Source organism: Binatus sp. (SeqCode) (assembly GCF_049584895.1).
Classification (GTDB): domain Bacteria; phylum Desulfobacterota; class Binatia; order Binatales; family Binataceae; genus Binatus.
In genome coordinates, this window is sequence record NZ_JBAUYR010000145.1 from 20,377 (window position 1) to 44,820 (window position 24,444).

At 61.8% G+C, this 24,444-nt stretch carries 22 protein-coding genes and 1 tRNA gene; 6 read left to right on the forward strand and 17 right to left on the reverse strand.

What is annotated here, in order from left to right; all coding sequences use genetic code 11:
• Positions 1 to 47: 47 nt before the first annotated feature.
• Positions 48 to 133: transfer RNA gene (locus WB650_RS23685), tRNA-Leu, on the reverse strand.
• Between the two features lie 283 nt (positions 134 to 416).
• On the opposite strand from WB650_RS23685, the gene WB650_RS23690 reads away from it, so the two are divergent.
• The gene (locus tag WB650_RS23690) at positions 417 to 1,085 is read left to right on the forward strand and encodes a methyltransferase family protein (RefSeq protein WP_422305015.1); all 669 of its coding nucleotides are present in this window, start codon (positions 417 to 419) and stop codon (positions 1,083 to 1,085) included.
• On the opposite strand, the gene WB650_RS23695 is transcribed toward WB650_RS23690, so the two are convergent.
• From WB650_RS23695 to WB650_RS23725, 7 genes are all read right to left on the reverse strand, one after another.
• Positions 1,082 to 4,129: an efflux RND transporter permease subunit gene (locus WB650_RS23695; protein ID WP_423962286.1), complete on the reverse strand. Its 3,048-nt coding sequence runs from the start codon at positions 4,127 to 4,129 to the stop codon at positions 1,082 to 1,084. The genes WB650_RS23690 and WB650_RS23695 overlap by 4 nt on opposite strands.
• Positions 4,126 to 5,139, reverse strand: coding sequence for an efflux RND transporter periplasmic adaptor subunit (locus WB650_RS23700; protein ID WP_422307910.1), 1,014 nt, complete (start codon positions 5,137 to 5,139; stop codon positions 4,126 to 4,128). The genes WB650_RS23695 and WB650_RS23700 overlap by 4 nt, the downstream gene beginning before the upstream one ends.
• Positions 5,139 to 6,398 (reverse strand): TolC family protein, encoded by a 1,260-nt coding sequence (locus tag WB650_RS23705; RefSeq protein ID WP_422307908.1) that lies wholly within the window; start codon positions 6,396 to 6,398, stop codon positions 5,139 to 5,141. Before WB650_RS23705 ends, WB650_RS23700 begins: the two co-directional genes overlap by 1 nt.
• Before the next feature lie 69 nt (positions 6,399 to 6,467).
• Entirely contained in the window at positions 6,468 to 7,844 is a 1,377-nt protein-coding gene (locus WB650_RS23710) for a sensor histidine kinase (RefSeq protein ID WP_423962288.1), read from the reverse strand.
• A gap of 34 nt (positions 7,845 to 7,878) precedes the next feature.
• Positions 7,879 to 8,577, reverse strand: coding sequence for a response regulator transcription factor (locus WB650_RS23715; RefSeq protein ID WP_422307903.1), 699 nt, complete (start codon positions 8,575 to 8,577; stop codon positions 7,879 to 7,881).
• A 44-nt stretch (positions 8,578 to 8,621) separates the two neighbouring features.
• A complete protein-coding gene (locus tag WB650_RS23720; protein WP_422307901.1) occupies positions 8,622 to 9,260 on the reverse strand; it encodes a hypothetical protein in 639 nt (212 codons plus the stop codon).
• Positions 9,257 to 10,648, reverse strand: a complete 1,392-nt coding sequence (locus tag WB650_RS23725) for a selenium-binding protein SBP56-related protein (protein WP_422307899.1) — start codon at positions 10,646 to 10,648, stop codon at positions 9,257 to 9,259. Before WB650_RS23725 ends, WB650_RS23720 begins: the two co-directional genes overlap by 4 nt.
• Before the next feature lie 171 nt (positions 10,649 to 10,819).
• Here WB650_RS23725 and WB650_RS23730 point away from each other — a divergent pair, with 171 nt between their 5' ends.
• The 3 genes from WB650_RS23730 (at position 10,820) to WB650_RS23740 (ending at position 13,301) form a co-directional block, all read left to right on the forward strand.
• Positions 10,820 to 11,629, forward strand: coding sequence for an enoyl-CoA hydratase-related protein (locus tag WB650_RS23730; RefSeq protein WP_422300638.1), 810 nt, complete (start codon positions 10,820 to 10,822; stop codon positions 11,627 to 11,629).
• 129 nt (positions 11,630 to 11,758) lie between these two features.
• A complete protein-coding gene (locus WB650_RS23735; protein WP_422300639.1) occupies positions 11,759 to 12,793 on the forward strand; it encodes a L,D-transpeptidase in 1,035 nt (344 codons plus the stop codon).
• A gap of 40 nt (positions 12,794 to 12,833) precedes the next feature.
• The gene (locus WB650_RS23740) at positions 12,834 to 13,301 is read left to right on the forward strand and encodes a DUF882 domain-containing protein (RefSeq protein ID WP_422300640.1); all 468 of its coding nucleotides are present in this window, start codon (positions 12,834 to 12,836) and stop codon (positions 13,299 to 13,301) included.
• Positions 13,302 to 13,347: 46 nt separating this feature from the next.
• Here WB650_RS23740 and WB650_RS23745 read toward each other — a convergent pair whose 3' ends face one another.
• From WB650_RS23745 to WB650_RS23780, 8 genes are all read right to left on the reverse strand, one after another.
• Complete coding sequence (locus WB650_RS23745; RefSeq protein ID WP_422300641.1) at positions 13,348 to 13,776, reverse strand: hypothetical protein; 429 nt, start codon at positions 13,774 to 13,776, stop codon at positions 13,348 to 13,350.
• A gap of 143 nt (positions 13,777 to 13,919) precedes the next feature.
• Complete coding sequence (locus WB650_RS23750; RefSeq protein ID WP_422300642.1) at positions 13,920 to 14,810, reverse strand: alpha/beta hydrolase; 891 nt, start codon at positions 14,808 to 14,810, stop codon at positions 13,920 to 13,922.
• A 77-nt stretch (positions 14,811 to 14,887) separates the two neighbouring features.
• Positions 14,888 to 15,220: a Grx4 family monothiol glutaredoxin gene (gene grxD, locus WB650_RS23755; protein ID WP_423962294.1), complete on the reverse strand. Its 333-nt coding sequence runs from the start codon at positions 15,218 to 15,220 to the stop codon at positions 14,888 to 14,890.
• Positions 15,221 to 15,230: 10 nt separating this feature from the next.
• Positions 15,231 to 15,476 carry a BolA family protein gene (locus tag WB650_RS23760; RefSeq protein WP_422306367.1) on the reverse strand — a complete coding sequence of 82 codons (246 nt, stop codon included), beginning with the start codon at positions 15,474 to 15,476 and terminating at the stop codon, positions 15,231 to 15,233.
• Positions 15,477 to 15,615: 139 nt separating this feature from the next.
• Positions 15,616 to 15,768 (reverse strand): hypothetical protein, encoded by a 153-nt coding sequence (locus WB650_RS23765; RefSeq protein ID WP_422306369.1) that lies wholly within the window; start codon positions 15,766 to 15,768, stop codon positions 15,616 to 15,618.
• Between the two features lie 195 nt (positions 15,769 to 15,963).
• Positions 15,964 to 16,611 carry a TlpA family protein disulfide reductase gene (locus WB650_RS23770; RefSeq protein WP_422306371.1) on the reverse strand — a complete coding sequence of 216 codons (648 nt, stop codon included), beginning with the start codon at positions 16,609 to 16,611 and terminating at the stop codon, positions 15,964 to 15,966.
• Complete coding sequence (locus tag WB650_RS23775) at positions 16,608 to 17,750, reverse strand: thiolase family protein (protein ID WP_422306374.1); 1,143 nt, start codon at positions 17,748 to 17,750, stop codon at positions 16,608 to 16,610. The genes WB650_RS23770 and WB650_RS23775 overlap by 4 nt, the downstream gene beginning before the upstream one ends.
• A gap of 51 nt (positions 17,751 to 17,801) precedes the next feature.
• Positions 17,802 to 18,998 (reverse strand): CaiB/BaiF CoA transferase family protein, encoded by a 1,197-nt coding sequence (locus WB650_RS23780; RefSeq protein WP_423962296.1) that lies wholly within the window; start codon positions 18,996 to 18,998, stop codon positions 17,802 to 17,804.
• 208 nt (positions 18,999 to 19,206) lie between these two features.
• Here WB650_RS23780 and WB650_RS23785 point away from each other — a divergent pair, with 208 nt between their 5' ends.
• Both WB650_RS23785 and WB650_RS23790 read left to right on the forward strand, forming a co-directional pair.
• Complete coding sequence (locus WB650_RS23785) at positions 19,207 to 22,224, forward strand: DUF2339 domain-containing protein (protein ID WP_422306912.1); 3,018 nt, start codon at positions 19,207 to 19,209, stop codon at positions 22,222 to 22,224.
• Positions 22,225 to 23,157, forward strand: coding sequence for a M48 family metalloprotease (locus WB650_RS23790; protein WP_422306914.1), 933 nt, complete (start codon positions 22,225 to 22,227; stop codon positions 23,155 to 23,157).
• 16 nt (positions 23,158 to 23,173) lie between these two features.
• Here WB650_RS23790 and WB650_RS23795 read toward each other — a convergent pair whose 3' ends face one another.
• On the reverse strand, positions 23,174 to 24,355 hold the full coding sequence (locus tag WB650_RS23795; RefSeq protein WP_422306916.1) for a hypothetical protein: 1,182 nt from the start codon (positions 24,353 to 24,355) through the stop codon (positions 23,174 to 23,176).
• Positions 24,356 to 24,444 lie beyond the last annotated feature (89 nt).

The following is a 24,444-nucleotide window of genomic DNA, read 5'->3' on the forward strand; positions in this document are numbered from 1 at the left end:
GGATGCAGGAGTTAGCGTGACGGCGATTGCCATCCTGGGGCGCGAGGTGGTGCCGAGGGCGGGACTTGAACCCGCACGTGGTTGCCCACGGAGGATTTTGAGTCCTCTGCGTCTGCCATTCCGCCACCTCGGCACTCGAGGAGATTCCCAGACTCAGGTCGGTCATCTTAGCAAAGGTATCGCGGGCGGCAATGGCGCCGATTCGGCCCAGTTACGTATCAATCCCCGACGCTACATTTAGATCCTTTATCCGATTGCACTAATCACGCGACGCTGCGACCTGAATAGCTAATCAGTGACGAGCTTCGCGGGACCTTGACTGTTACGAGTGAGTATAGATGTGAATACTAAGTACAATACTCACTTATAATCACGATTGCTTGCTTCATATAATGTGAGCAGCGCACTATGTATTCATGGAAGCAGTCGCCGCCCGTATTCCGGCGCCCACCACGGCTCCGCAATCGCATGTGACAGTCGCGGGATTGAGGCACGCTCTCGGCGATTGCCTGCTCGCTGTATCCTTTTTACTCGCGACGCTGCCAGCCGGCCGCGAACTCAGCTTTAGCTTGGCCGGAGCCGCAAACATTGTCTGGTTGACCGGCGCCGCAATTATGGCCGTGATGTCATTTGCGCGATTCGCCCCGCGCAGCGCGACTGTGAATCTACGGACGATCGCCGCATCTGGCGCGATGCTGATCCTTCCGTGCTTCATGCGTCCGATCGATCGATCGACCGGCGCGCTCGCCACGGCCGGACTCCTCTTTGAGTTGTGCGGCGTCGTGCTGACCCAGGTCGCGCGAGTATACATGGGCCGCAGCTTCGGTATCTTGCCGGCGAACCGTGGAATCGTGTCGAAAGGCCCGTTCCGATGGGTCCGTCATCCAATATATTTAGGATGGCTCATCCTTTCGATTGGCTATGCGATGTCCTACACGAACCCGCGCAATGTTATTTTGATCGTCGCGACGCTTCCGTTCATGGTGTGGCGAATCGACCAGGAAGAAACCCACCTGAGCGCAGATACCGCGTACCGCGGCTACATGGATCACGTCGGGTACCGTCTGCTGCCCGGCGTGATCTAAGGCAGGCTGCCCGACGAGCGATCTTCGTTGCGGCCACTGCTACGCGTCCCCATCAGATAGATTCCACCTGCCAGCGGAGTTGATAGAAACATCGCGAACGCGAGGCCGCCGATCACCGCTATCGCCAACGGCTGCTGAACCTTGGCGCCGGCCCCGTAGCCGAGTGCCAGCGGGAACAGGCCCGCCGCCGTCGCGAGCGTTGTCATCATGATGGGCCGCAGCCGCACCGTGGCGGCATCCAACAGCGCCGCTCTCGGCCTGGTGCCGGAGAAGACTTCACGCTCGGCATGGTCGAGCAGCAGGATGCCGTTCTTCGCGGTGATTCCCGCTACCATGATGATTCCCATGAACGACGAGATGTTGAGCGTCATGCCGGTCACGTCGAGCGCGATGAAGCTACCGGCCAGACACGCCATCGCGGCTATCAGACATGCGAGCGCGGGCGCAATTCGCGCGAACTCCCAGACCAGGATCAGGAACATCAAGATCGTGCCCGCCACCAGCACCAGCGCGAGCTCGTGAAACGCCTGTTGTTGCTGTGCGTATAGCCCGCCGTATTCGAGCGATACTCCGGCAGGCAGCGGCATCTTCGAGAGGCTCTGCTTCACAGCGTTGACGCCCGTGCCGAGGTCGACACCCTCGAGCCGCCCGGTGACGTGCACGACGGGCCGCTGACGTTCCCGATCGATTTCGTTGGTCGCGCCGAGAAAGTTTAGCTTGGTGACCGACGAGAGCGGCACGCGCGCATTGGTGCTCGACTTGAGGATGACCTCCGACAGAGTCCCGAGATCTTCGTGGAATGCGTCTGGATAGCGGACGCGCACGTTGACCAGGCGATCTCCAGACAGCACGCTGGTGGCGACGGTCCCTTGAATCACGGAATCGAGCGCAGTGCGGATATCATCGGCGTTCAATCCGTAGCGCGCCGCCGAAGTGTTATCGACGACGACCGCTTCTTCCGGGATGCTTTCGATAATTCCGTTTTTGACGTCCACCAGCCCGTGGATCGAGCGCATCTTGTCGGCCACCTGCCGCGCGGTCGCTTCGATAACTTTCTGATCGGTGCCGAAAACCTTCACTTCGATCGGCTCCGGAACGCCCGAAAGGTCGCCGATCAAATCCTGCAGCACTTGCGAAAACTCCACCTGTACTCCGGGCACCGTATTCAGGATGCGCCCGCGGATCGAATCAGTGACCTCGTCGATATCACGTTTGCGGTCAGGCTTGAGCCGCACGGACATGTCGCCGGTATTCGATTCGGTCAGAAAAAATCCAAGCTGGGTGCCGGTCCGGCGGCTGAACGAAGCTACTTCCGGCGTCGATTTCAGAATCGATTGAATAGACTCGAGCATCGCGGTCGTGTCGGCCATCGTGCTCTGCGGCGGCGTGATGTAGTCGAGAACAAAGGCGCCTTCATCGAGCGGCGGCAGATAGTCAGTACCGATGTTGTTGTAGATGAAGTACGCAACGAGCATTGAAACGATCGCGACCGGAATTGCCAGCGCCGGAATCCGGACGAAAGGCCGGACTGCCATGAGAAATGCAGTCTGAACGCCGTGATAGATGCGTCCTGCTTCGCGCGCGCGGCCGCGAAACCGCGCAATCGCCAGTTCCATTGCCGGCGTGAAGTAGATTGCGAGGATCAACGAAATCGCCAATCCTCCGCCGAGCGTCGCTGCCAGTGATCGGAAGAAAACGCCGGTCACGCCTGAAGTGAATACCAGCGGCCCGAATACGACGATCACCGTCATGGTCGAGGCGATCAGCGGTCGCCGAAGACTATGGAGCGCCTCGGCCACCGCATCGCCGGCGGACTTGCCGGCTCCGAGCTCGCGATGAATCGCTTCGATCATCACGATTGCGTCGTCGATGAAAAGTCCGATTCCCGCCGCCAGCCCGCCCAGCGTCATCATGTTGAAGGTCAGGCCGACCGCCTTCATCACGATGAAAGTGATCGCGACGGTGCATGGCACCACGATCGCGGCGACCAGCGCGCTGAGCGGGCTCATCGTGAAGCCCAGCACCACCAGCACCGACAACGCGAGGCCCAGCACGATCGCGTCGCGCACGCTTTTGAGCGATTCGGCAACCAGGTCCGACTGATCGTACGAGATCGAGAACTGAATGTCGGGATAGCGCTGGCGAAACTCCGCGAGGATCTGGCGCGCCTCGGCTGCGACCTGTTCAGTGCTGCCGCTCGGCCGCCGCGAGATTCCCACCAGCACCGAGGGGCCGTGCTCGGACGCCGCGCGGACGTAGTCTTCCTGGATTCCAAGTTCCACCGAGCCGATATCGCTGACGCGCACTGGCTGACCATTCACCGACGTTATCGGTACCGACGCAATCTGATCCGCCTGATGCAGGTCGGTGGTCACTACCGTCAGCAGCATCCGATGCGATTCGTTCATCCTGCCCGCCGACGCGATCACATTGTTCTTCGTCAGCCCGGCGACGACATCGCCCGGAGACATGTCATGCTGCAGCATCCGCGCCGGATCGAGCCGCACCACGAACTCGCGATGCTTGCCGCCGATCACGCCGACGCGGTAAGTGCCCTCGATTCTGTGCAGACTCGGCACCAGGTCGTAGTTTACGACGTCGGTAAGCTCCGGCAGGCTGCGAGTCTTTGAACTCAGGCTGATATCGACGATTGGGAACGTGCCGGTCGTCAGCAGCACGGCGTCGACCGAGGTATCGTTGGGCAACTGCGCGCGCGTATGCGCGACCGCGGCGCTGAGCACCTGGAAACCGATCTGCGGGTCCGAGTCTTCGCCGAAGGTGACGTCTATCTCAGAGCTGCCGCGCGTCGTCGTCGATCGCACCAGCTGCACGCCCTGAATGCTGTAAGCGCTCTCCTCCAACGGCCGCGTGACAGAAGCGAGCATCTGGTCAGCGGGCAAGTCACCGCTGTCGGCGAGAATCGTCGCGCGGCGAAAAATGATCTCGGGAAACACCGCGCTCGGAATCGTCCGCGCCAGGATCACCCCGAGCACGCTTGCTGCCAGGACAGACAGCACTGCCAGCGTCGAGCTGCTGCGCGTCATTGATTTCCCTGCGCAACGCGAACGCCAAGGCCGTCGGATAAAGCGTAGCCGCCCGAAGTGACGACCAGGTCGCCCGCCTTGATGCCCTCAGTCACTTGAACATGATCCTGATCGCGCAGTCCGACTTTGATGTCCGTACGATGCGCCTTGCCGTCGGGACCGATCACGAACACGTGGTAACGATCGACGCCCTGATCCTGAAACAGCGCGGCGACCGGAACCACGATCGCGTTAGGCGCGCTTGCCGTCTCGACCCGAACTTCAACCGGCGCGCCCGCTTCCGCGAGACGCTCGGCGCCGGTGAAGTCCGTCCGCACCGACGAGGTCGCGCTGGCCGCGTCGAAGGTCGGCAGAATCGCCGCGATGCGCGCAGGAAACTCGACGCCGGGACGAAACGGCGTCGTCACGGTTGCGGTCATTCCGGGCTTCACCAGCGAAAGCTGGCTCACCGGCACCGACGTCTCGATATAGAGACTCGCCGGATCGATCAGGTCGACAATCGTGTCGAGGTCGGCCACCATCTGGCCGCTGGTAACCGGCGGTTGCGAGACGATGCCGGGTTCCGGCGCGACCACCGGTATTCCCACGCTGTGATTGTAGCGCTGCACCGACGCAGCCAGCCGCGGCGCGTCTTGCGGATCGATTTTGCGTGCGACCGCAAGTCCCGCTTCCGCCGCTTCGATTTCGCGATTGATTACGTGCGCGACGACCTGGCCCTTGCGCACCGAATCGCCGGTGATGAGCTTCATTCCCGTGACCCGACCCGCGGTCGGCGCGCGTATGATCACGTGGCGCATCGCGACTGTCTTGCCGAGCAGCCGCAGCTCACTCGTCATCGGATGAACTTCGGCCCTGGCCGCACTCACCAGCAGGGTGGGATTGGACGGCGGCGTCGAGTCTTCGTCGTCCGCTGATTTTCCGCCGCCGCATCCCGTCAGCAGCGCCATCGCGATCGCCAGCACCGCCGCGAAGGCCGCGATCGCGCGACGGTTCCCGTCCGCGCGCTTCATCACTGAATATGGCCGAAGAGGAGGCTGGTCTCCGCCACCGCTTCGCGCGCGTTGAATTCCTGGTCGAAGCGCTGGAGCCGCAACTGCTCGGCCTGTTGATAGGCGTCGAGCACCTCGAGCATCGTCGCGGATCCGCCGCCGAGGAATCGTGACCACGTCAGCCCGAAGTTGTCGTCCGCGGTCGGCTGCGCGCGCAACAGGATATCGAGCTGCCGCTTCGCCTCATCGTAGCGAAGCGACGCGTCCGCGACTCGCCGCTTGAGGATGTACTCGGCCTGACGTGCTTGCGCCGCCGCTGAATGCGCTTTCGCCTTCGCCTGATCGATGTGCGACGCGATCAGCCCGCCGTCGAATATCGGCAGCGACATGACGCCGTCGTACGATCCGCCAAAGTTGTGCGAGACAGTCTCGGGTGGATCGATACCGACAAACCCGGTGGTGAATGCGACCTGGAAGGTCGGAAGGCGCTCGGCCTTCGCTGCCTCGATTTGCGAGTTCGCCGACGCTATCGCGCGCTGCGCCGCCTGTATCACCGGGCTTTGCGCCAGATCGCCCGACGGCTGCGGCGGAAGTCCGGTCAGGCTCGCGATGTCGAGATCAGGCTGATTCGGCTCGCCGATTAAAATGCCGAGGGTTGCGGTCGCGCGCTCGCTGTTGCTCCGCGCCGCGTCGAGTGCAAGTTCGGCGCTGTCGCGCGCGGTGCGGAACTTCAAAACGTCATTGGTGATCACGCGCCCGCTTTTTTCGAGCGCCTGGATCGTCGTTACGTAGCGCGTCATCCGCTCCAGGCTGTCCTGCAAAGCGCGCTGCTCACCGCGGGCGCGAAGCAGATCGAAGTACGCGATCGAAGTATCAAAAACAATTTGTGCACGCGCCGCCGCCACCCCGAGCCGCGACGCTTCGTTCACGTACTCAGCCGCGCGCAGCAGCGCCCGCCGCCGTCCCCAGTCCCACGCCGTATAGTCGAGCGTCAACATCGCGGCCGACAGCCCGCGGTTGGTAACGACCTCGTTGTAGCCGGGGGCCTGGTAATACTCGGCGCCCGCTCCGATCGTGGGAAACAGTGGAGCGCGCTGCTCGCGCACGTGCGCGACGCTCATGTCGCTCGCCGCGGCGGCGACATCGACCGAAGGCGCTACGTGCAACGCGCGATCGATCGCGTCGGACAGAGTGATGCTCGCGGCGCGCGCCACCGGCGTCCAGCAAAGGATCGCGGTAGCAAGAACGGCCGCAGATAGGTGGCGGCAAGACGGCTCCATTTTGAAAATTCTAACAGCGGCCCGCCAACGGTCCAAATTAATGGAAGTTAAGCTAAATGTGGGCGGCGGCTATCGGAGCGGCACGGTCGCTTTGTTTGGATCTTCGTGAAACAGCGCCAGCGTCACGACGAACGCCGATCCCCCCGACGGGAGATTCGCGGCGGCAATATCACCGCCGTGCGCCCGCGCAATTTCCCGGCACAGACTCAAACCCAGGCCGCTACCTTCGCCGGGCGATCCTGAGCCGCGAAAAAAGCGATCGAAAATATGCGGCAGCTCCGCCGGATGGATCCCCTCGCCGGTATCGGCGACCCGGATAACCGCCCGATTGGCGTCGCTCTTCAGGCTGACGTCGATCGATCCCCCCGCCGGCGTGAACTTCAGCGCATTGTCGAGCAGATTCACAATCAGGCGGCGCAGATGCCCCTCGTTGCCGTTGACGAACACGTCCTCGGGCGCGCTGACCGAAAGTTTCATCTCCCGCGCTTGCGCCAGTGGTCCAACCGTCCCGGCTATCTCGCTCAGCAGCGCGCGAAGGTTCAGCTTGTGCCTGTCGACCATCACTTCGCCGTTGAGCCGCGACAGCATCAGCAGCTCGTCGGCAATCCTGCACAGCGCCAGCGCCTCGCGATGCGCCGCGCCAAGGGCAGCGCGATTTTCCGCGGGCGTGCGGTCGCGCGCGAGCGCAACCTCGAGCCCCGTGCGCAGAACAGCCAGCGGCGTCCGCAGCTCATGCGCCGCGTCGGACGCGAACCGGCGTTCGGTCGCGGACGCGCGCTCGAGGCGATCCAGCAGTGAGTTGATTTCTGCCGTGAGCCGCGCGACTTCGTCAGCCACCGGCGGGACCGTCAGCCGCGAGCTGAGATTGGTGGGCCCAATCGCGTCGAGCTCCTCGGTCACCGATTCAATCGGACGCAGCGCCCGGCCCGCCAGCAGGTACCCGCCGCCGACGCATAGCATCAGCACGATCGGCAACATCAACAACAGCAGGTTGCGCAGGCCGCTCACCGATTCCTCGACCAGGCCCGCCTGCACGCCGCTCTGCAGATACGCGATATCGCCGTTGTAGAGCATCGGAACCACCGCGAACCTGAACAGGCGGTTGCCGACGATCGCCGGATGAGTGGGCAGTGACGGATCGAATGGCGGCGGGATCGTGTGGACGTCGCCGGCATTTCCAAATTCGGCGTGCGCCGTGACGATTCGCACGCGTCGGCCCGGCCCGATATCGGTCTCGAGACTGAGCCGTTGCAGAATTCCGATCGCACTCGAAGTGCCGCCGCGCTGGATTTGGTCGGCTGCGTTCTCGGCCTCCTCCAGCAGCGCGGCGTCGAGCGCGCCGAATTGCTGACGCTCGAACAGTTGGATCGCTGCGATTGCCGCGACCAGCAAAATCGCCGCCAGCACCGTCGCCCAATAAATTGTCAGCCTGAGTCTGATCGTCATTGGCGGCGATCGCGTTTCGTTGTCATCCGCGGCGTCATTCCGCGCGCATCGTGTATCCAACTCCGCGCACGGTGACTATCAGCGACCGATCGGCGCGCGGATCGATCTTCTGCCGCAGCCGATTCACGAATACTTCGATCAGGTTGGTCAGCGAGTTGTAGTTCGAATCCCAGACCGTCTCCGCGATCATGTCGCGCGTCACCACCTGCCCGGCGTTTCGCATCAGCAGTTCGAGCAGCATCTTTTCTTTCGGCGAGAGGTTGAGATTGTGCTCGCCGATTTTCGCGCGTCGCTTGACGGTGTCGAATTCCAGGTCGCCGACTTTGAGAATCGCCGATACTGCCGTCCGCGGACGCCGCGCCAGCGCCTTGATTCTCGCCACCAGCTCGGCAAACGCGAACGGCTTGGCCAGGTAGTCGTCGCTGCCGCTGTCGAGTCCCGCCACGCGCTCCTCGAGCGTCCCGCGCGCCGTCAGGATCAACACGGGCGTCTGGTTGCCCGCCGCGCGCATCTCGCGCAGCAGTTCGAGCCCGCTTTTCCCGGGCAGCCCGATGTCGAGCACGATCAGGTCGAGCGCGCCGTGCGCGATTATCGGCTCGGCCGCCTCGGCACTCCCGGCGATTTCGACCGCAAAGCCGTCCTCGACAAGTCCCTGCTTGACCGAATTAGCCAGCCGGGCTTCATCCTCGATCAGCAGAATCCGCAATGCGTTCATACCCCCCGATGCTGCCATGCCGCCGCATCCAAAAAAAGTGACCCCCAGACCTCCGATGACCGTCAGATAGCCAGCGACAGGACTCCCGCGGCTACCAGCGCGCCCGCCCAGATTGTGTCGAGATTGATCCAGGCGCTGCGCAAGATCGCCAGACCGACCCATTCGTAGACGAGGATCGCAATCACTCCGGTCACCGCGATCATCGCGCCGGTATGCACCAGCACCACCGCTATCGCCTGCGCGACCGTATACGATCCGCAGACTGTCGCCATCTGATGTACCTGCGGGGAATTCGGCGTCATCCCGATCAGTATCGGCAACAGCATCAGGCCCGCGCCGTGCGCCGACGCCATCAGGAACGACCACAGCGCCAGCTCGGACGCATTCACCCGCATCGCAACCCATCGCGGATGCGCACGCGGCCAGATAAAACGAAACAGCCCAAACAGGATCAGCGCGGCCGCGCCGATCGGGCGAAGCAAAGCAATCGCGAAGAACAGCCGCAGACCGCCGATAATCGCCACGACCGCCGCGATCGACACCAGATGTCCGAGCGCTATCGGACCGAGCGCCCAAATCACCTTCGAGCGCCGACGCTCCTGCAGCCCCAGCGCGACCGCGAACAGCCAGCCCATCGACGGATCGATCCCGTGATACGCGCCGAGCGCCGCGACTGCTATCCACGGCCACGCGGAGGTCACGGATAGCAGAACGAGTCGGACGACGAGTCGCCGCCCTCGAGCCGAATCTGATGCGGCCGCTCGCCGTCGAAGGTCGTTAAGAAATTCGGATCGATCGTCATGCCACCCGTCGGCGCGCAATCGATTTTCGCGATCCAGCCGCGAATGCCTTCGGGATAGAACTGCGCGTCCCACGCTCCGTACAGCGAATTCGACATGTAGACACGCCGCCCGTCGCGACTGAGCTCGATCATCTGCGATCCGCCGTTCAGCGGCCCGCTCTTCGGATGCTTCCCGTGCGACACGATCCCGCCCAGCCGCACGCTGCCAGTCTCTCTCGGCTTGAACGGGTCGCTCACGTCGTACTGCTTCAGGTCGCCAGTGCCGAAACACGCGACGTACAAAAATTTATCGTCGAGACTCAGGTTGATGTCGGTAATCAGCGGCGGCACCGCCTTGAACGGCTTGAGCGCGGGCGGCAGCACGCCTTCGTCGGCGGGCTCGGCGGGAATCTCGATCACCTTGCGAACTTTCCATTCGCCGTTGTCGCGATGCCACAGCCAAATAGACGCAGACAAATCCTTGGTCGAGATGACCACTCCGACGAATCCGTAGGTCTTGGTCGGATCGTGCGACGGACGGAGCTCGAGCACCAATTGATTCTCGGCGCCGAGGTCGAGCGACTTGAGATGCCGCCGGTTGCGCAGGTTCCAGATATGAATCGCGTGACCGTATTTGTTGCCGAGCAGCAGGTCGGGCACCACGCCGTTTTCGATCATGTTGGGCGTGCCCCATTCACTGGTGACGGCAACGTCCCAGCCGAGATGCCACCAAAAATCGTAGGCGAAGAATTGCGGCCCCCGATCGACTTCCCATCGTCCAAGCACGTCGAAGCTCTCGTGGTCGAGCAGGAAAATTCCGCCCGGCCCGTCGCCCTTGGGATCGCCGAGCGCACTCACGTATATCGCGTCGGGCCCGCAATGAATCGTATGCGGCCGGCTGTATCCCGCGCGCGACGCAATCTCCTCGGCCTCGATCGTCTTCACCAGCTTCGGCTTGGTCGCGTCGGGCTTGGTATCGAAAACGTAAATCCGCGATGATCGCAGGCCCGGCACCAGCAGGTATCGGCGCTCTATATGAGGATGCGGCGCATAGGGACACAGCGCCGCGCTGCATGCGTTCCAACCGAAATGATGCAACTCGTCGCCGACGTTTGGCACTTCGGTGCGGCCGACGACTTGCGAGTAGGTTTTCGAGTTCGGCTCGAGATCGAGCACGCACAGCGCGTCATGCTTTCCGTTGCTCGTGTTCGGATTGAACGCGACGACGTAGCCGAGCTTCTCCCGCGGCGCCTGCATCGCCATCCGCGCCGACGGGTAGAAAGTTTGATCAGGTTTCCACAGCGCCATGAATTCGCACCGCCTTCCGCAAAGATGATCCCGACCGTACCCAACGCATCGAACTTCAATCAAGCCCGCCGCGCGGGCCTACGACGCTTTTACTTTTGTTCCCCTTCCCACTATGGGAAGGGGTTAGGTCGCGCGATCATCTCAAAGCTCGCTGTCAGGATGAAAACGACTATGGAAGAAAAACCAGTTCTCTACGAAAAGCATGATCGCGTTGCCAAAGTCATCCTCAACCGCCCGCGCTACAAGAACGCGCAATCGCGGCGGCTGCTCGAGGAAATGGACGCCGCTTTCGCCCAGGCCAAAGCCGACGATGACATCCGCGTAATCATACTCGCGGGCGCCGGCGACAATTTTTGCTCGGGTCACGACCTCGGCACGCCCGAAGAAAAAGAGGACCAGGCTCGCCGCCCGTTTCCCAAAGGCGTCCGCGGTGAATACGCCCGCTCGCGCGAGATGTTCCTCGACAACACCTTGCGATGGCGCGATCTCGACAAGCCCACCATCGCGCAGGTGCAGGGCCTGTGCATCTTCGGCGGCTGGATGTTCGCGGCGGCGATGGATCTGGTCGTCGCGTCCGACGACGCCAAGTTTCTGCCCTCGCTGCTGCAGTACTTCTCGATTCCGTGGGACATGCCACCGCGCAAGGCCAAGGAAATTCTTTTCCAGAGCCGCTTCGTCGACGCCGACGAGGCGGCCCGCCTCGGCTTCGTCAACATGGTGGTGCCGCGCGCCGAGCTCGAGGCCGAAACGATGGCGCTCGCAAATCGAATCGCCGAGAGCGATCGCTTCACTCTGCGGATGGTCAAGTGGGCCGTCAATTCCGCGCAGGATGCGATGGGCTTCAGCACCTCGATTCGCAACGCCCACTCGCATCACATGATTCTCGGCATCGGCGGTCTGATGCAGGTCAAAATGCAAGGCAAGGAGCTTCCCAAGCGGATGCCCGGGGTCGAGCAGGCGCTCAAGAAAATAAGAAAGTAGGCCGCGCCGTTCGCTATTCGCGTTCGATGAACGCCTAGCCGAAATTAATATTCGACAATAGCGTCCCGGTGAGACCCCTTATGGACGAACCGATTAGTCCCGATTTCCAAAATTCGTCACAATTGAAGTGTGACGACGTCGATTGGAAAACTGACTACTGCGATCATCTTCGCTTTTCTTTTACTCGCAACTACCGCTCCCAGGGCCGAGGAGCCCGCCGCGCCGCTCCCGCCGATTTCGCATCAGATCTCCGGCGGCGAGTTTGATTTCATCGTCTGGGAGGGCAGCACCTTCACCAGTATCGGATCGCGTTTCGGCGAGAGCCCCAAAGTATTGGCCCTCGAGAACGGCAAGCAGGTTACCGATCGGCTGCATGCCGGCGACACGGTTCATATCGACAATCGCCATATCGTTCCCATCGAAGACGCCGACTTGATCGAGGTCAACCTGCCTCAGCGGATGCTTTTTCACTTCGAGGGTGGCCGTTTGAGAGGCGCCTATCCGGTTGCGATCGGGCAACCTGCCCGGCAGTGGCAGACTCCCATCGGCGCGTTCAAAGTGATCCAGTTGCAAGAAGATCCGACCTGGCGCGTGCCAGCCTCGATTCAGCGCGAAGAGGAGGAGGCGGGCAAGGACGTCGAGGACGAAGTGGACCCCGGACCGGACAATCCGCTCGGCAAATACTGGATCGGCCTGAGCTTCCCGGTGATCGGTATCCACGGGACCAATCACCCCGTCAGCGTATACAGTTACCGAACCCACGGATGCGTCCGCCTGCATCCTGACGACATTGAGGCGCTGTTCAACGACGTCGATCTGAATGATCGCGGCGTAATCGCCTATTATCCCCTGATGCTGGCGCGGCTGGACGACGGCCGGATTTTCCTCGAGAGCGATCGCGACATTTACCGCAGAGGCACCGGCGGAATCGACGCGGTGAAGGCTCTTGCGCGGGCTGACGGTATTGATACTCTTATTGACTGGTCTCGGGCTGGGGAAGTCTTAGACGATCAAGAAGGAATCGCGCGCGAGGTGACGCTTGGGTCCGAACGCGCAAGGGGAACGCCGGCGAATTCGATCGCGGCGACGACAAGTGACCGAAAAGCCAGAGTCGCAACTGACGCATCGCGGGGCATTATCGCGGAGGAGCTTCCTCCGCATTAGCGCGATTGCCGCGGCACAACTAGTTGTGCCCGCGGTCGCGATGGCGCGTACCACCGTCCAGCTTCGGCGCCGATCGCTCAAGTTCTACGCTCTGCACACCGGTGAAAGCCTGACCACGACTTATTGGGAAAATGGGCACTACATTCCCGGGGAACTCGATCGCGTCAACTACGTCCTGCGCGACTTCCGCGCTAACGAAGTAAAGCCGATCGATCCCACGCTCCTCGATTTGCTCACCCGGATCCAACATCGACTAGGCACCAAGGAGCCGTTCCAGGTGATTTCCGGATATCGCTCTCCCCTGACCAACGCGATGCTCCATGCGAACAGCGAAGGCGTCGCTGTCCACAGCCTGCACATCGACGGCAAGGCGATCGACATCTGCGTCCCGGGCCGAAGCCTCGCGCAACTTCGCGGCGCAGCACTCGCGCAGCAAGCCGGCGGCGTCGGCTACTACCCGAAGAGCAACTTCGTCCACGTAGACACCGGCCGCGTCCGCTTCTGGTAGACCCACTCCTATCGGGTGGCGAGTCGTCCCGTTCTATCCTTCGGAGTCAGCCGCAAGATGGACCAACTGTGCAGGTATAGATCAGCGAGTTGCCATCTATATCGGTTCCCTGGCCACTGATCTTCTTACCTTTTATCTTACCGTTGATTTGAGTTCCGGAATCGTCGACGCATTCGAAGGCATCCGATGAACTATCGAATTTGGGCGAATTGAAGGAACCTGTTGTGTCGCACGCGCAGCCGAAGTTGCCAAATGTATCATCGAAAAAATTAAAATTCTGAGAGGTTCCGCTGGTGAATTCGAAGCAATCGGTGGTTGGTGGCCCATTCGAGAGCTTGAGGTTGCAAGCGAAGGATTTCCCCAACAGCTTGGTTTGGCAGTTTCCGCCAGCGACAGCGGAAGATGAACTGGCAAGCAAACCCATCAAAAATGCGGAACAGATTGCGGTCATTGAGCGACTGGCTGATCCTCCCACTGTTCGATCCTCCCTGCGCACCGATATCGCACCCCGACATCGATGCGTCAATCGGACCCATCCGGCCAGACGGAAGCCATAGTTGTGCACCTGCTACAAAGGTCGACCGCCGTGTCAGGTGAGGATGTCGCGGACTTTGCGCGCTAAATCGTGCGGCGCAGAAAATCGAACATCTTGTCGAGCCCCTGCTTGCATCCCGACAGCACGTCCATCTGCAGGAAGCCGTGCGGCATGTCCTCGAGAATCACAACTTCATGCCGGATGTCGGCGCGCTTGAGTGCGTCCGCCATCGAATGCGTCTCTGGCAGCAGCGTGTCCGCAGTGCCGCAGATGACGAAGCTCGGTGGCATCGCGCCCGCCTTCACCGCACGCAGCGGACTGACGCGAGGATCCTCGAGAATCGCCGGATAGCCCGCGCCTGCGTATGCCCTGATCATTCCATCGAACGTGTCGTTGCCGTCGCGTTTCATCTGCGCGGGAAAATCGAACAGCCCGTAAATCAAAAGCGCCGCTTTCGGCTTCGCCGGGCCTGCATATTTCTCCGCCGCCAGCGACGTGAGCGTCGCCGCGGTAAGATTGCCGCCGGCAGAATCGCCGCCGACTGCGAGGCGCGCCGCGTCGCCGTTCCATCGCTTGGCGTTGTCGCCGGCCCACTTCACCGCATAGATGCAATCGTCGAGTCCCGCGGGAAACGGATGCTCGGGCGCGAGCCGGTAATCGAGATTGATCGTGAGATACCCCGCGTCCGCGAATTGCATCCCGAGCTTGCGATGCGTCTTCGGGCTGCCTCCGATCCATCCGCCGCCGTGCAGATATACGACCACCGGATGAGGTCCGTTGCCCTTCGGCACCGCGACATCCGCGGTGAGGCCGGGACGAATCTCGACGCCCTCGTGAAACGCACCAATCTCGGGCGGATTCGAGTTCATCATCGGCGTGAACGTTTCCATCGCCTGGCGCAGCCCCATCACGTCAGTAGGAATCGGAGCCTTGGCGAGAGCGTCGAGAAAAGCCCGTTCCTGTTCGGTAAGCATGAGAGCCTCCGTGAAGGTACAGCGACCTAACCCCTTCCCATAGTGGGAAGGGGGACTGGAAAAATCTCCGGAAACTTCTACTGCTGCGCGGAGGCCCCGACGGCGGCCTTCACCATCGGCTCGAGCTCGCCCGACTCGTGCATCTCGCGGATGATATCACAGCCGCCGACGAACTTGCCGTCGATATAAACCTGCGGGATCGTCGGCCAGTTGCTGTATTGCTTGATCGCGTCGCGCAGCTCGGGATCGCTCAGCACGTCGGCGGTCGCATACGGCGCGCCGATCTCATCGAAAATCGCAACCGTGGCGGCCGAGAATCCGCACTGCGGAAAGCTGCGATTGCCCTTCATGAAAATCATGATCTTGTTTTCTTTGACTGCTGCTTCGATCTTTTCGACTATGCTCGCCATGTTCTTTCCTCTATCTGCGATTCTGATACTGCGCCGGGGTCAACGTCTTAAGCGTCAGCGCATGCACCTGCACGCGCATCGCATCGCCCAGTGCCTTATAAACCAGTTGATGCCGTTCGATAAGACCCTTGCCCTCGAAACTCGGGCTCACCACCAGCGCCTCGAAATGGTCTCCGCCGCCGGTGTAGTCGCGCACCTCGACCTGCGCATCAGGAATCCCGCGCGCAATCATCGTCTCGATTTCCTTAGGGTCCATCACTAACCCGGCATCTTAACCCGCATCGCGCCCATGAATCCACCAGCAGCGGGATTCTGGCTACTCCCGGACCGCCGAGGTCATCCTTTTGCGCCTTTTCCTGGATCATTAAAATCAAATGTAATCTAACCGGGAAGATTCAACTCGCACCGACAGCGCGCTCATCATGAATGATGCTATCGACGTGCGGACGCCCGTCGTACGCCGCAGAATCCATGTCGAATCGTTTGCCCACCGCTGTCTCGCGCTTGATCGATATCTGCTCCGGCAGGCTGAAACAGCGAACTCTCATCCGGATTTTCATTCCGCTGATTCTGGTAACGTACTTCGGCAGTTTGACGTTCGCAATCTGGATGTTTCCTGGTCCATTCGACTGGCGCACGAGGTCGATGTCGAAACTTCTCTATCCCGCGAACAATCCGCAGTTTCACGCGATAGGGTCGGCTGGCGTGGCCGTGGCGGGCATGTTGACGATTCCCTTTCGAGATTATCTGACGACCGAGATGTCGACGACGTGCCCGTTGATGTCGTCGGGCTTGCTGGGCGAGACCGGAGGTTTCACGCCGTCGAGCAATTGCTTCGCGCTGTCGGTGATTTCGCCCGCATGGCCCGCTCCCACGATTCGCGATACCAGCTTGCCGTCAGGCCCGACGAACAGCGTCGTCGGTATCGCCTCGACGCCCATGCTGTCGACCAGCCGCTCGTCGGCCAGCGCGATCGGATAATTTATCTGGAACTCCTCGACGAACGGCGCGACCGCCTTGGCCCCGTCACCCTGAATCAGGTCGCACGAGACCCCGATTATCACCAGCCCGCGCGACCGGTTGTACTTTTTGTAGAGCGCCACCAGTTCCGGAATCTGCTTGCGGCACGGCCCGCACCAGGTCGCCCAGAAATCGACGATAACCGGATGCCCCCGGTAGCTGCTGAGGTCGATACTCCTGCCGTCAAGGCCCGGTGCGCTGAATTCCAGGCCTTCATCCGCCGGCGACGAGGCCGCTTGCGGCGTGTCGAGGCGCAGCAACGTCTTGGGCTTTCCGCCCATCAGGGATTCGAGGTTAAAGAATGCGCCAGCGATCAACGCGAGCGACGCCACGAAAGCCAAAACGCGGAGTAGTTGTTGCCTGCCGCTCATACCTGCTCGATGACGGTCGCGATTCCCTGGCCAATACCGATACACATCGTGGCGACCCCGAGTGCGACTCCGCGCCGGCGCATCTCATGAGTCAACGTTACGACCAGTCGCGCGCCCGAGCATCCGAGAGGATGCCCTAGTGCGATCGCGCCGCCGTTCACGTTGAGCCGCTCTTCGTCGATCTTCAGATCGGTGTTGCACGCGAGCACCTGGGCGCCGAAAGCCTCGTTGATCTCGAACAAGTCGATGTCGCCGATTTTCAGTCCGGCGCGCGCCAGCGCTTTATGCGTCGACGGGACCGGACCCCATCCCATGATTTCGGGACGGACTCCCGCCACTGCGGTCGCGCGAATCTTCGCAAACGGTTTCAAGCCGAGCGACTTCGCCCGCTCCGCACTCATTAGCAGCACGGCCGCCGCGCCGTCGCTTAACTGTGAGGAATTCCCAGCAGTCACCTGGCCGTCGGGCTTGAACGAAGGCTTCAGCCCCGCGAGTTTTTCCATCGTGGTTTCGGTGCGCGGTCCCTGGTCAACGTCGACGACGATGCCATCGGGCAGCTTGACCGGGACGATTTCTTCTTTGAAGCGTTCGCGCGCCGCCACCGCGCGCATGTTCGATCGGAGCGAGAACGCATCCGATTGCTCGCGCGTAATTTTGTACATCTCGGCCAGCCGCTCAGCCGTCATTCCCATGAAAAACATGTCGCGCGGAAACATATCCATCAGCTTGGGATTGGGCAGGATTCCCGATCCCATCGCGACGTGCGTCATATGCTCGACGCCGCCAGCGATCGCGACTTCGCCCGCGCCCGTCATTATTTCCTGCGCCGCGAAGTTCACCGCCTGCAGGCTCGATCCGCACTGACGATCAATCGTCGTGCCCGCGACTTCCACCGGCAGTCCCGACAGCAATCCAATCATCCTGGCGACGTTGAGCCCCTGCTCACCGGTCTGATTCGCGCATCCCCAAACTACGTCCTCAATTTCCTTGGGGTCGAGTTTCGGATTCTTTTCGAGTAGGCGCCGGATACAGATCGCGCCCAAATCGTCAGCGCGGATATCCTTGTAGTAGCCCTTGTCCTTGCCGGCCTTGCCAATCGGAACCCTGACTCCATCGACGATAACAACTTCGCGCACCATGTTCTCCTTCGGCGGCATCGTGCGATGTTGGCGCGGCCGCAAACCTTGACCCTACATGATACTCCGCTTGCGCAGTTCCGATAGCCGCAAATTATCGTAACCGAGAACGCTCGTCAGCACTTCGTCGGTACTCTCGCCCAGCCGCGGCGAGCGCGTCGAAGGAATATCCGTATCACCGGCGCTCTTGAGCGGCGAGCCCGGCACGATCAGCCCGTCAAACTCCGGATGCTCCGCGTGCAGAATCATGTTGCGCGCCGCCAGATGCGTATCGCGAGTCACTTCCTCGAGGTTGGCGATGGGCGCGCATGGCACCGACGCGTCGCCGAGCAGGCGCAGCCAATGGTCGCGCGGCCGGGTCGCGAAAATTCGCGCGAGGATCGCCTCGAGCACCGCGTGATTCGCGGTACGGTCGGCATTAGTCAGAAATCGCGGGTCGTCCTTGAGCTCAGGCGCGGCGATCGCATCGCAGAAGCGAAGCCAGATTGCCTCGTTGCCCGCACCCATCACGAAATAATCGTCGGCGGCGCGAAACTGCTGGAACGGCGTGATCGACGGATGCCGCGTGCCGAGTCTTCCGGGAATCTTGCCCGACACCGAGTAGCGCGCGAGCGCGTCCTCGAGCATCGCGACCTGGCAATCGAGCATCGCGATATCGACATGATTGCCGACACCGTCGCGGTCGCGCACGCGCAATGCCGACAAGATCGCAATCACACCATACAGCGCCGCCGACAGATCGCCGACCGACACGCCGCATCGCACCGGCTCGCCGCCGGGATTGCCGGTGATACTCATCGTACCGCCGAGCGCCTGCGCCACGATGTCGTAAGCGGGCGCCGAAGTCATGGGCCCGGTCTGCCCGAATCCCGAAATCGAGCACAAAATAATCTTCGGGTTGGCCGCCTTGAGCTGCGCGTATCCGACCTTGAACCGATCCATCGTGCCCGGCGAGAAATTTTCGACCACGACATCCGATTTCGCCACCAGCTCGAGGAAGACCTTCGCCCCTTCCTCGATACGCAAGTCGAGCGTGACGCTGCGCTTGCCGCGATTGACGCTGTAAAAATACCCCGAGTCGCCCGACGGCATCGTCGGCGCAAAACTGCGGGAATCATCCCCCCGCCCCGGCACCTCGATCTTGATCACGTCGGCGCCGAGGTCCGCCAAATTCATAGTACAAAACGGCCCCGCCAAAACGCGCGTCAGGTCCAATACGCGAACTCCGCGAAGCGGCTGTTGATCGATCATCGAAGGTTATCCTCGTGCAAGTTTCTGTCGGCGGGCCGTTCAAATATTAAAGCAATGCTTAAGTCAGCGCTATTTTCCCGACTGCCGATCTCGACGCATCGTAGCCGACTGTGGATTACGAGAGAAACCTTTATAGGCGCGGCTGGCGACCCGGTGTGGTATTTATTTGGAGCAATTTGTCCGGCGCCGAACTGGGGGTAACGATCGCTTGGATGTTTTGTTCATCATTGCAGGGGCAATCGCGCTGGTGGTCGGTTTCCGCCGCCTTCGAGACATCGGTACCCGAGTTGACGCAGCACTCGCTACTTATGAATCCGTCTTGTCGGCATTTCGTCGTCTCGAGGAGCGTCTCGCGCGGCTCGAAGCTGCGCAATTCTCCGGCGAGCCAGCTCCTGTCACGCCACAGCCGGAACCGGCGCGAGCACCTGAACCTACAGCATTCGACCGGGACCTTGAGCGAGCGCGAGAGAGACAAGTAGCCCGTGCACTTCGCGAGGCGTCGGTCGGAACGCCTGATCTGAAATGGCCGCCTTCGCCTGAACAGCCTCCGATCTCACAGGCGCCACTCGAAACGAACGAAAGCTATCGGAGGCCGATCGCACCGCTGACTGAAAGCGCGCGCGCTTTTGCGCGACGCGTTCGCGAGCAGTTCGCCGGCGAGGAATGGGAAGCGATCGTCGGCGGTAGCTGGCTCAACAAGCTCGGCGTGCTCGTGCTGGTGATCGGTATCTCGTTGTTTCTTGCTCACTCGCTGACGCATCACGGCCCGCTCGCGCGAGTCGCGACCGGACTCGCAGTCAGCCTTGCGATGCTGTCAGGCGGCGTCGTGCTCGAGCGTCGGGCACGATATGTGATTGTCTCGCGCGGACTGATCGGCGGCGGATGGGCCGCGCTCTACACGACCGCATACGCGGCGCACGCGTTTGAAAGCGCGCGCGTAATCCAGAGTCCGCTCCTCGCAAGCCTCGTGCTATGCGCGGTCGCGCTCGGGATGATTCTTCACTCGCTCCGCTACCGATCGGAAGTCGTAACCGGGGTCGCGTATTTCGTCGGCTTCGCAACGCTCGCGATCAGCCCGATCACGTCGCTCGCGCTGTTCGCGTCGGTGGTGCTGATCGCTTCGATGCTGTATCTCGCGTATCGCTTCACGTGGGATCGGATGGCGGTTGCGGGCGTCGTTGTCGCGTACGTCACTTACATCTGGGGCGCGAAAATTCCGGCCGATACGCATCTCACATTCGTCTCCGGACAGGTCGCACTCGCGGCTTACTGGCTGCTGTTCGAGGCGTTCGACCTGGTCGGACTCATGCGGCGCGAAAATCGCGACGACGCGGTGAAGGCATTGGCAGCACTCAACGCCGTCGGTTTCCTTGGAATGGCGACGATCGAGTGGTCAGCATTCTCACCCTCGACCATCCATATTCTTTTCACCTATGCCGCCCTCGCATTCGCGGCGACCGCGGCATTGAGATGGAAATTGGTGCCGCCGTCAGTCGTCGAGCCGTCTCCGAAAGTCATCATCGAGCGCCTTGAATCGGGAAGCTTCGAAGTTGCCGCGACGCTGGCGTCGGGGTTGATGGCCGCGGCGATTTTCTACCGCTTCACCGGCTACGCCATCAACGTCGCTCTGCTGCTCGAAGCGGAGTTTTTGTTCATCCTCGGTCTGCGCCTCCAACTCAAATATCTGCGTATGCTCGGCGGCGCGGTGTTTGCGCTGGCCGCCGGAAAAGTCCTCATTTACGATTCACAAGACGACGCGAAGACGGCGATCGCCGGTCACCTGTTTTACGCAGGGACTCCGACCGCGATCCTCACCGCGGCGGCCGCTTACGCAAATCGAATCGGATTCAAAGGCTGGCGTGCATTTGCGTGGACGGCGACGTTCATCCTGTGGGTCGTGCTCGCGCAAGAACTTCCCGACGCATACGTCGGGCTTGGATGGATAATCCTCGGCGGATGCCTGTTCGAATACGGCATCTTCGCGCGCGATTTCGATCTCCGCACGCAAGGATACTCGGCGAGCGTGTCGGGAGTTGGTGCCCTCGCGTTGATCAACGGAGTCGGCGATCTCGGCTTCCCCAATCTGCATCCGTGGATTTCGCTAGTGCCGACCACCTTGATGGCGTTCGCGGCGACCTTCCAGTTGATGCGCGAGACCGACGCTACCGTGCCGGAACCCGAGCGCTCCTGGGCGCGCGACGCAGCATCCGCCGCGGGCGCAGTCCTTGCGATGCTACTGGCGTGGCAGATGCTCCCTGCGCCGGCAGTCGCAGTCGCGTGGACAGCGCTCGCGATCGTACTGATCGAGGCGGGCTTCGTGACCGGACTGCTCGCGCCGCGAATCGAGGGTTACGCGCTCGCCGCCTGCGCCTTCGCGCGACTGTTCCTCGCGAACTTCACCGCGACCGGATCGTTCGGCATCGTGTCGGAGCGTTTGCTGACCGTCGCGCCGGTAATCGTCGCGTTCTACTACGCCGCCCAGCGCCTCGACGAGGAAAAGCTGCGGGTGCACCTGGAATGGTTCGAATACCTCGCCCGCCGAGTCTTCCGGCACGCCGGCGCGATTTTAATCGTGGTGCTGATTCGGTTCGAAGCCGGCCGCGTCGCCGCAGTAATCGGATGGTCGATTTTCGCAGTGATCCTGCTCGAGGCCGGCCTTCGTCTGCGCGACGTCGATTTTCGCTACCAGAGCTATGCGCTGGCAGCGGCGACGTTTGCGCGCAGTTGGGCGAGCAACTTCTACATCCCGGGCTCGCTGGGCGGGATGCCGGAGCGCGTGGTCACCGGCGCAATCGTGATCGGATGCCTGTACGCATGCGAGATGCTCGCGCCGCGAAGCGACCGCGTGTTCACCCCGACCAACGGCAATCGAATCGAGCAGGCGCTCGAGTACATCGACCTCAACGCGCGCACAATCTTCTCGATACTCGCGTCGGCGCTCCTCGCGCTGCTGCTCTTCTACGAAATCTCGGGGCGCCTGCTGACCGTCGCGTGGGGTTTGCAGGCGGTCGCGCTGCTGATAGCGGGTTTCGCAATTCGTGAGCGAGTGCTGCGCCTGTCCGGGCTTGGACTCTTCGGCGTCTGCATCATCAAGGTCTTCACCCACGACTTGCAGCACCTCGACGCGCTGCCGCGAATCCTGTCGTTCATCGTGCTGGGCGCGCTGCTGATCAGTATGTCATTCGTCTACACGCGCTACCGCGAACAGATGCGGCGGTTTCTCTAAATGGTGACCAGAGTTCAAATCCGCCTCGCAGTCGTGCTTGGAATGTTGGCGCTCTCGGCGGTGATCGTCACGACGCTGGGACGCTCGACCTACCGGGTGAATCTCTCTGCGGCGATGGAACTGTGGGGCGACGTCCTGCGCGACGCCGACGACTTCGGCCTTCAACTGACGCGAGTCTCCGTGCACGATGAAACGGAACTCGGCGACAGAATCGCGAGCGCAATCGCCGCGCAGTATGGGCAGTCGGCGTCCGCGCCCTACCTGACCGCGGTCGGCGACCGCCTCGCGCAACACACCACACGCAAAGATATCAGCTACAAGTTTCACGTTGTTCAGTCGCCGGAGATTAACGCGTTCGCTGTTCCCGGCGGCCACGTCTTCATCACGACCGGGATGCTTGCCTTCCTTCATTCAGAGGCCGAGTTGGCCGGCGTGCTGGGACACGAGATCTCGCACATCGACCTTCGCCATTGCATCGATCAATACCAATACCAGCTTGCGCTGCGCCGCGTGGGTGCGGAGCCGCTGGGAGAGGTGGTGGACTTTGCGCGAATGCCGATGACCATCGGCTACAGCAAGTACCAGGAGGCCGAAGCCGACGAAAATGGCATGATGCTCGCAATCGAGGCCGGCTACGATCCGCGCGCGATGGTAAATGAGATGACGCGGTTCGACACGGTCGCGCCCGATCCGGCCGCATCGCAGGCACAGCCGGGCCCGGCGACCGAGGCCGCTTCGGCGACGGTGGACGCGCTCGGAGACTATTTGCGCTCGCATCCGTTGAACCACGAACGCATCGAGGATCTTAACGATCTGATCGCGAGCGATCGCCGATGGCACGGCTCTCGCCAGGTGTATGAGGGAGTTCAGAACTACAGCCAGGGTATACCGATGAGCCAGCGCCGGTTTCCGGGCGAAACGAAGACCTGGTGACGAGACGGACGCGCGGTTAGCGGCGGCGGGTCCTGGCTTCGCGCGCGCGCATCGCTTCGGCCGGCGTCATGATCAGGCGTGGCTCCTCTTCGGCCTTCTGTTGTTCGGCCGCCGCGACCGTTCCAAGTTCCGTGCGGATGAAGGCTTGGAAGAAGAGGACCTTGGTCACGTCGATTCCGTCGCGAAGGCGCGAGGCAGCACCCGCAGCCCATCCCGCTTGCTCGCGACGTCCGACACGCGCGAGGTAGTAGGCGATATCTTCGAGCCGCCGCTGGATCCGCTTGCCGGTGTCACCGCGCAAAAGTTCGGCGGTCGCGCGATCGATGACCGCATTCACGCGCTCCTGCTTATGCATCGGGCTCAAAACGATGACGCTTTCGCCGGCCTCATTGATTTCGTCGACGTATCGCTTGAGCAGATCGTCAGGCAAACGCCACTCGAGCAGCTCAGGTTCCTTCAGCAGCTCGACCGACGGCTCCCCGGCAGTTTCGGTGGCAAGCTCGGCGTAGACGGGATGAACCAGTTCGGTCGGCGGCGGCGACGTTATCAACTCGGAGCGCAGGGCGAGAAAGTTTCCGACCTGGCCACGGCGCGACTCGGGTGTATTGCGCCACGCCTCGCATGCGATGAAGTCGGCGACGCGCCAGTCGGCGTCGACCAGCTTGACCTGCGCGCGACGCTCGAGCTCGTCGCGCTCGGACTTCAGCTCGCGCCTGGTAAGGTGAGTATTCTGCGCGCCGACCAAACCCTCGCGCTCGGAAATCAGCGCCCACATCCGGATCACGCCGCCCTGCACGCGCGGCTTGACGATCCACACGATCCGCGCCCCTTCACCGTCAATCGGCGAAAGCATCGCCGTTTTTTCAGTTTTTTCAGGGGCAGTGTCCTGAATGGAGGTGGCCGTGGACGGGATGGCGGAATGAGGCGCGTCGATGCCGTGTTGCTTGAGCTTGTACAACGCGCGACGGACTTCGCGCCGCATCGCGCCCGATGCGCCCGTTTCCAGTTCGGCGAGCATCGCAGCCGCGGCAGGGTCCGCGATCGTCCCGAGCGCGCGCGCAATCGCGACCTCCGTGACTCCAGGGCTGCCTCTCAGGTCGCGAAGTTTCGCAATCGCGTCGGCCGGCGCGGCGGCCGGATCGAAGCCTGCCTCAATCAGCTTGGTGTCGTTCGGATTCGTGTCGGGTGACTTACTCAAATGAATGCCGATGCGAAAGTCGTGGAAGCCTATGCGCGCGCTTCCCGAACTGTCAAGTTTTTCACGGCAAGGAGGTCGCGATCAACGAA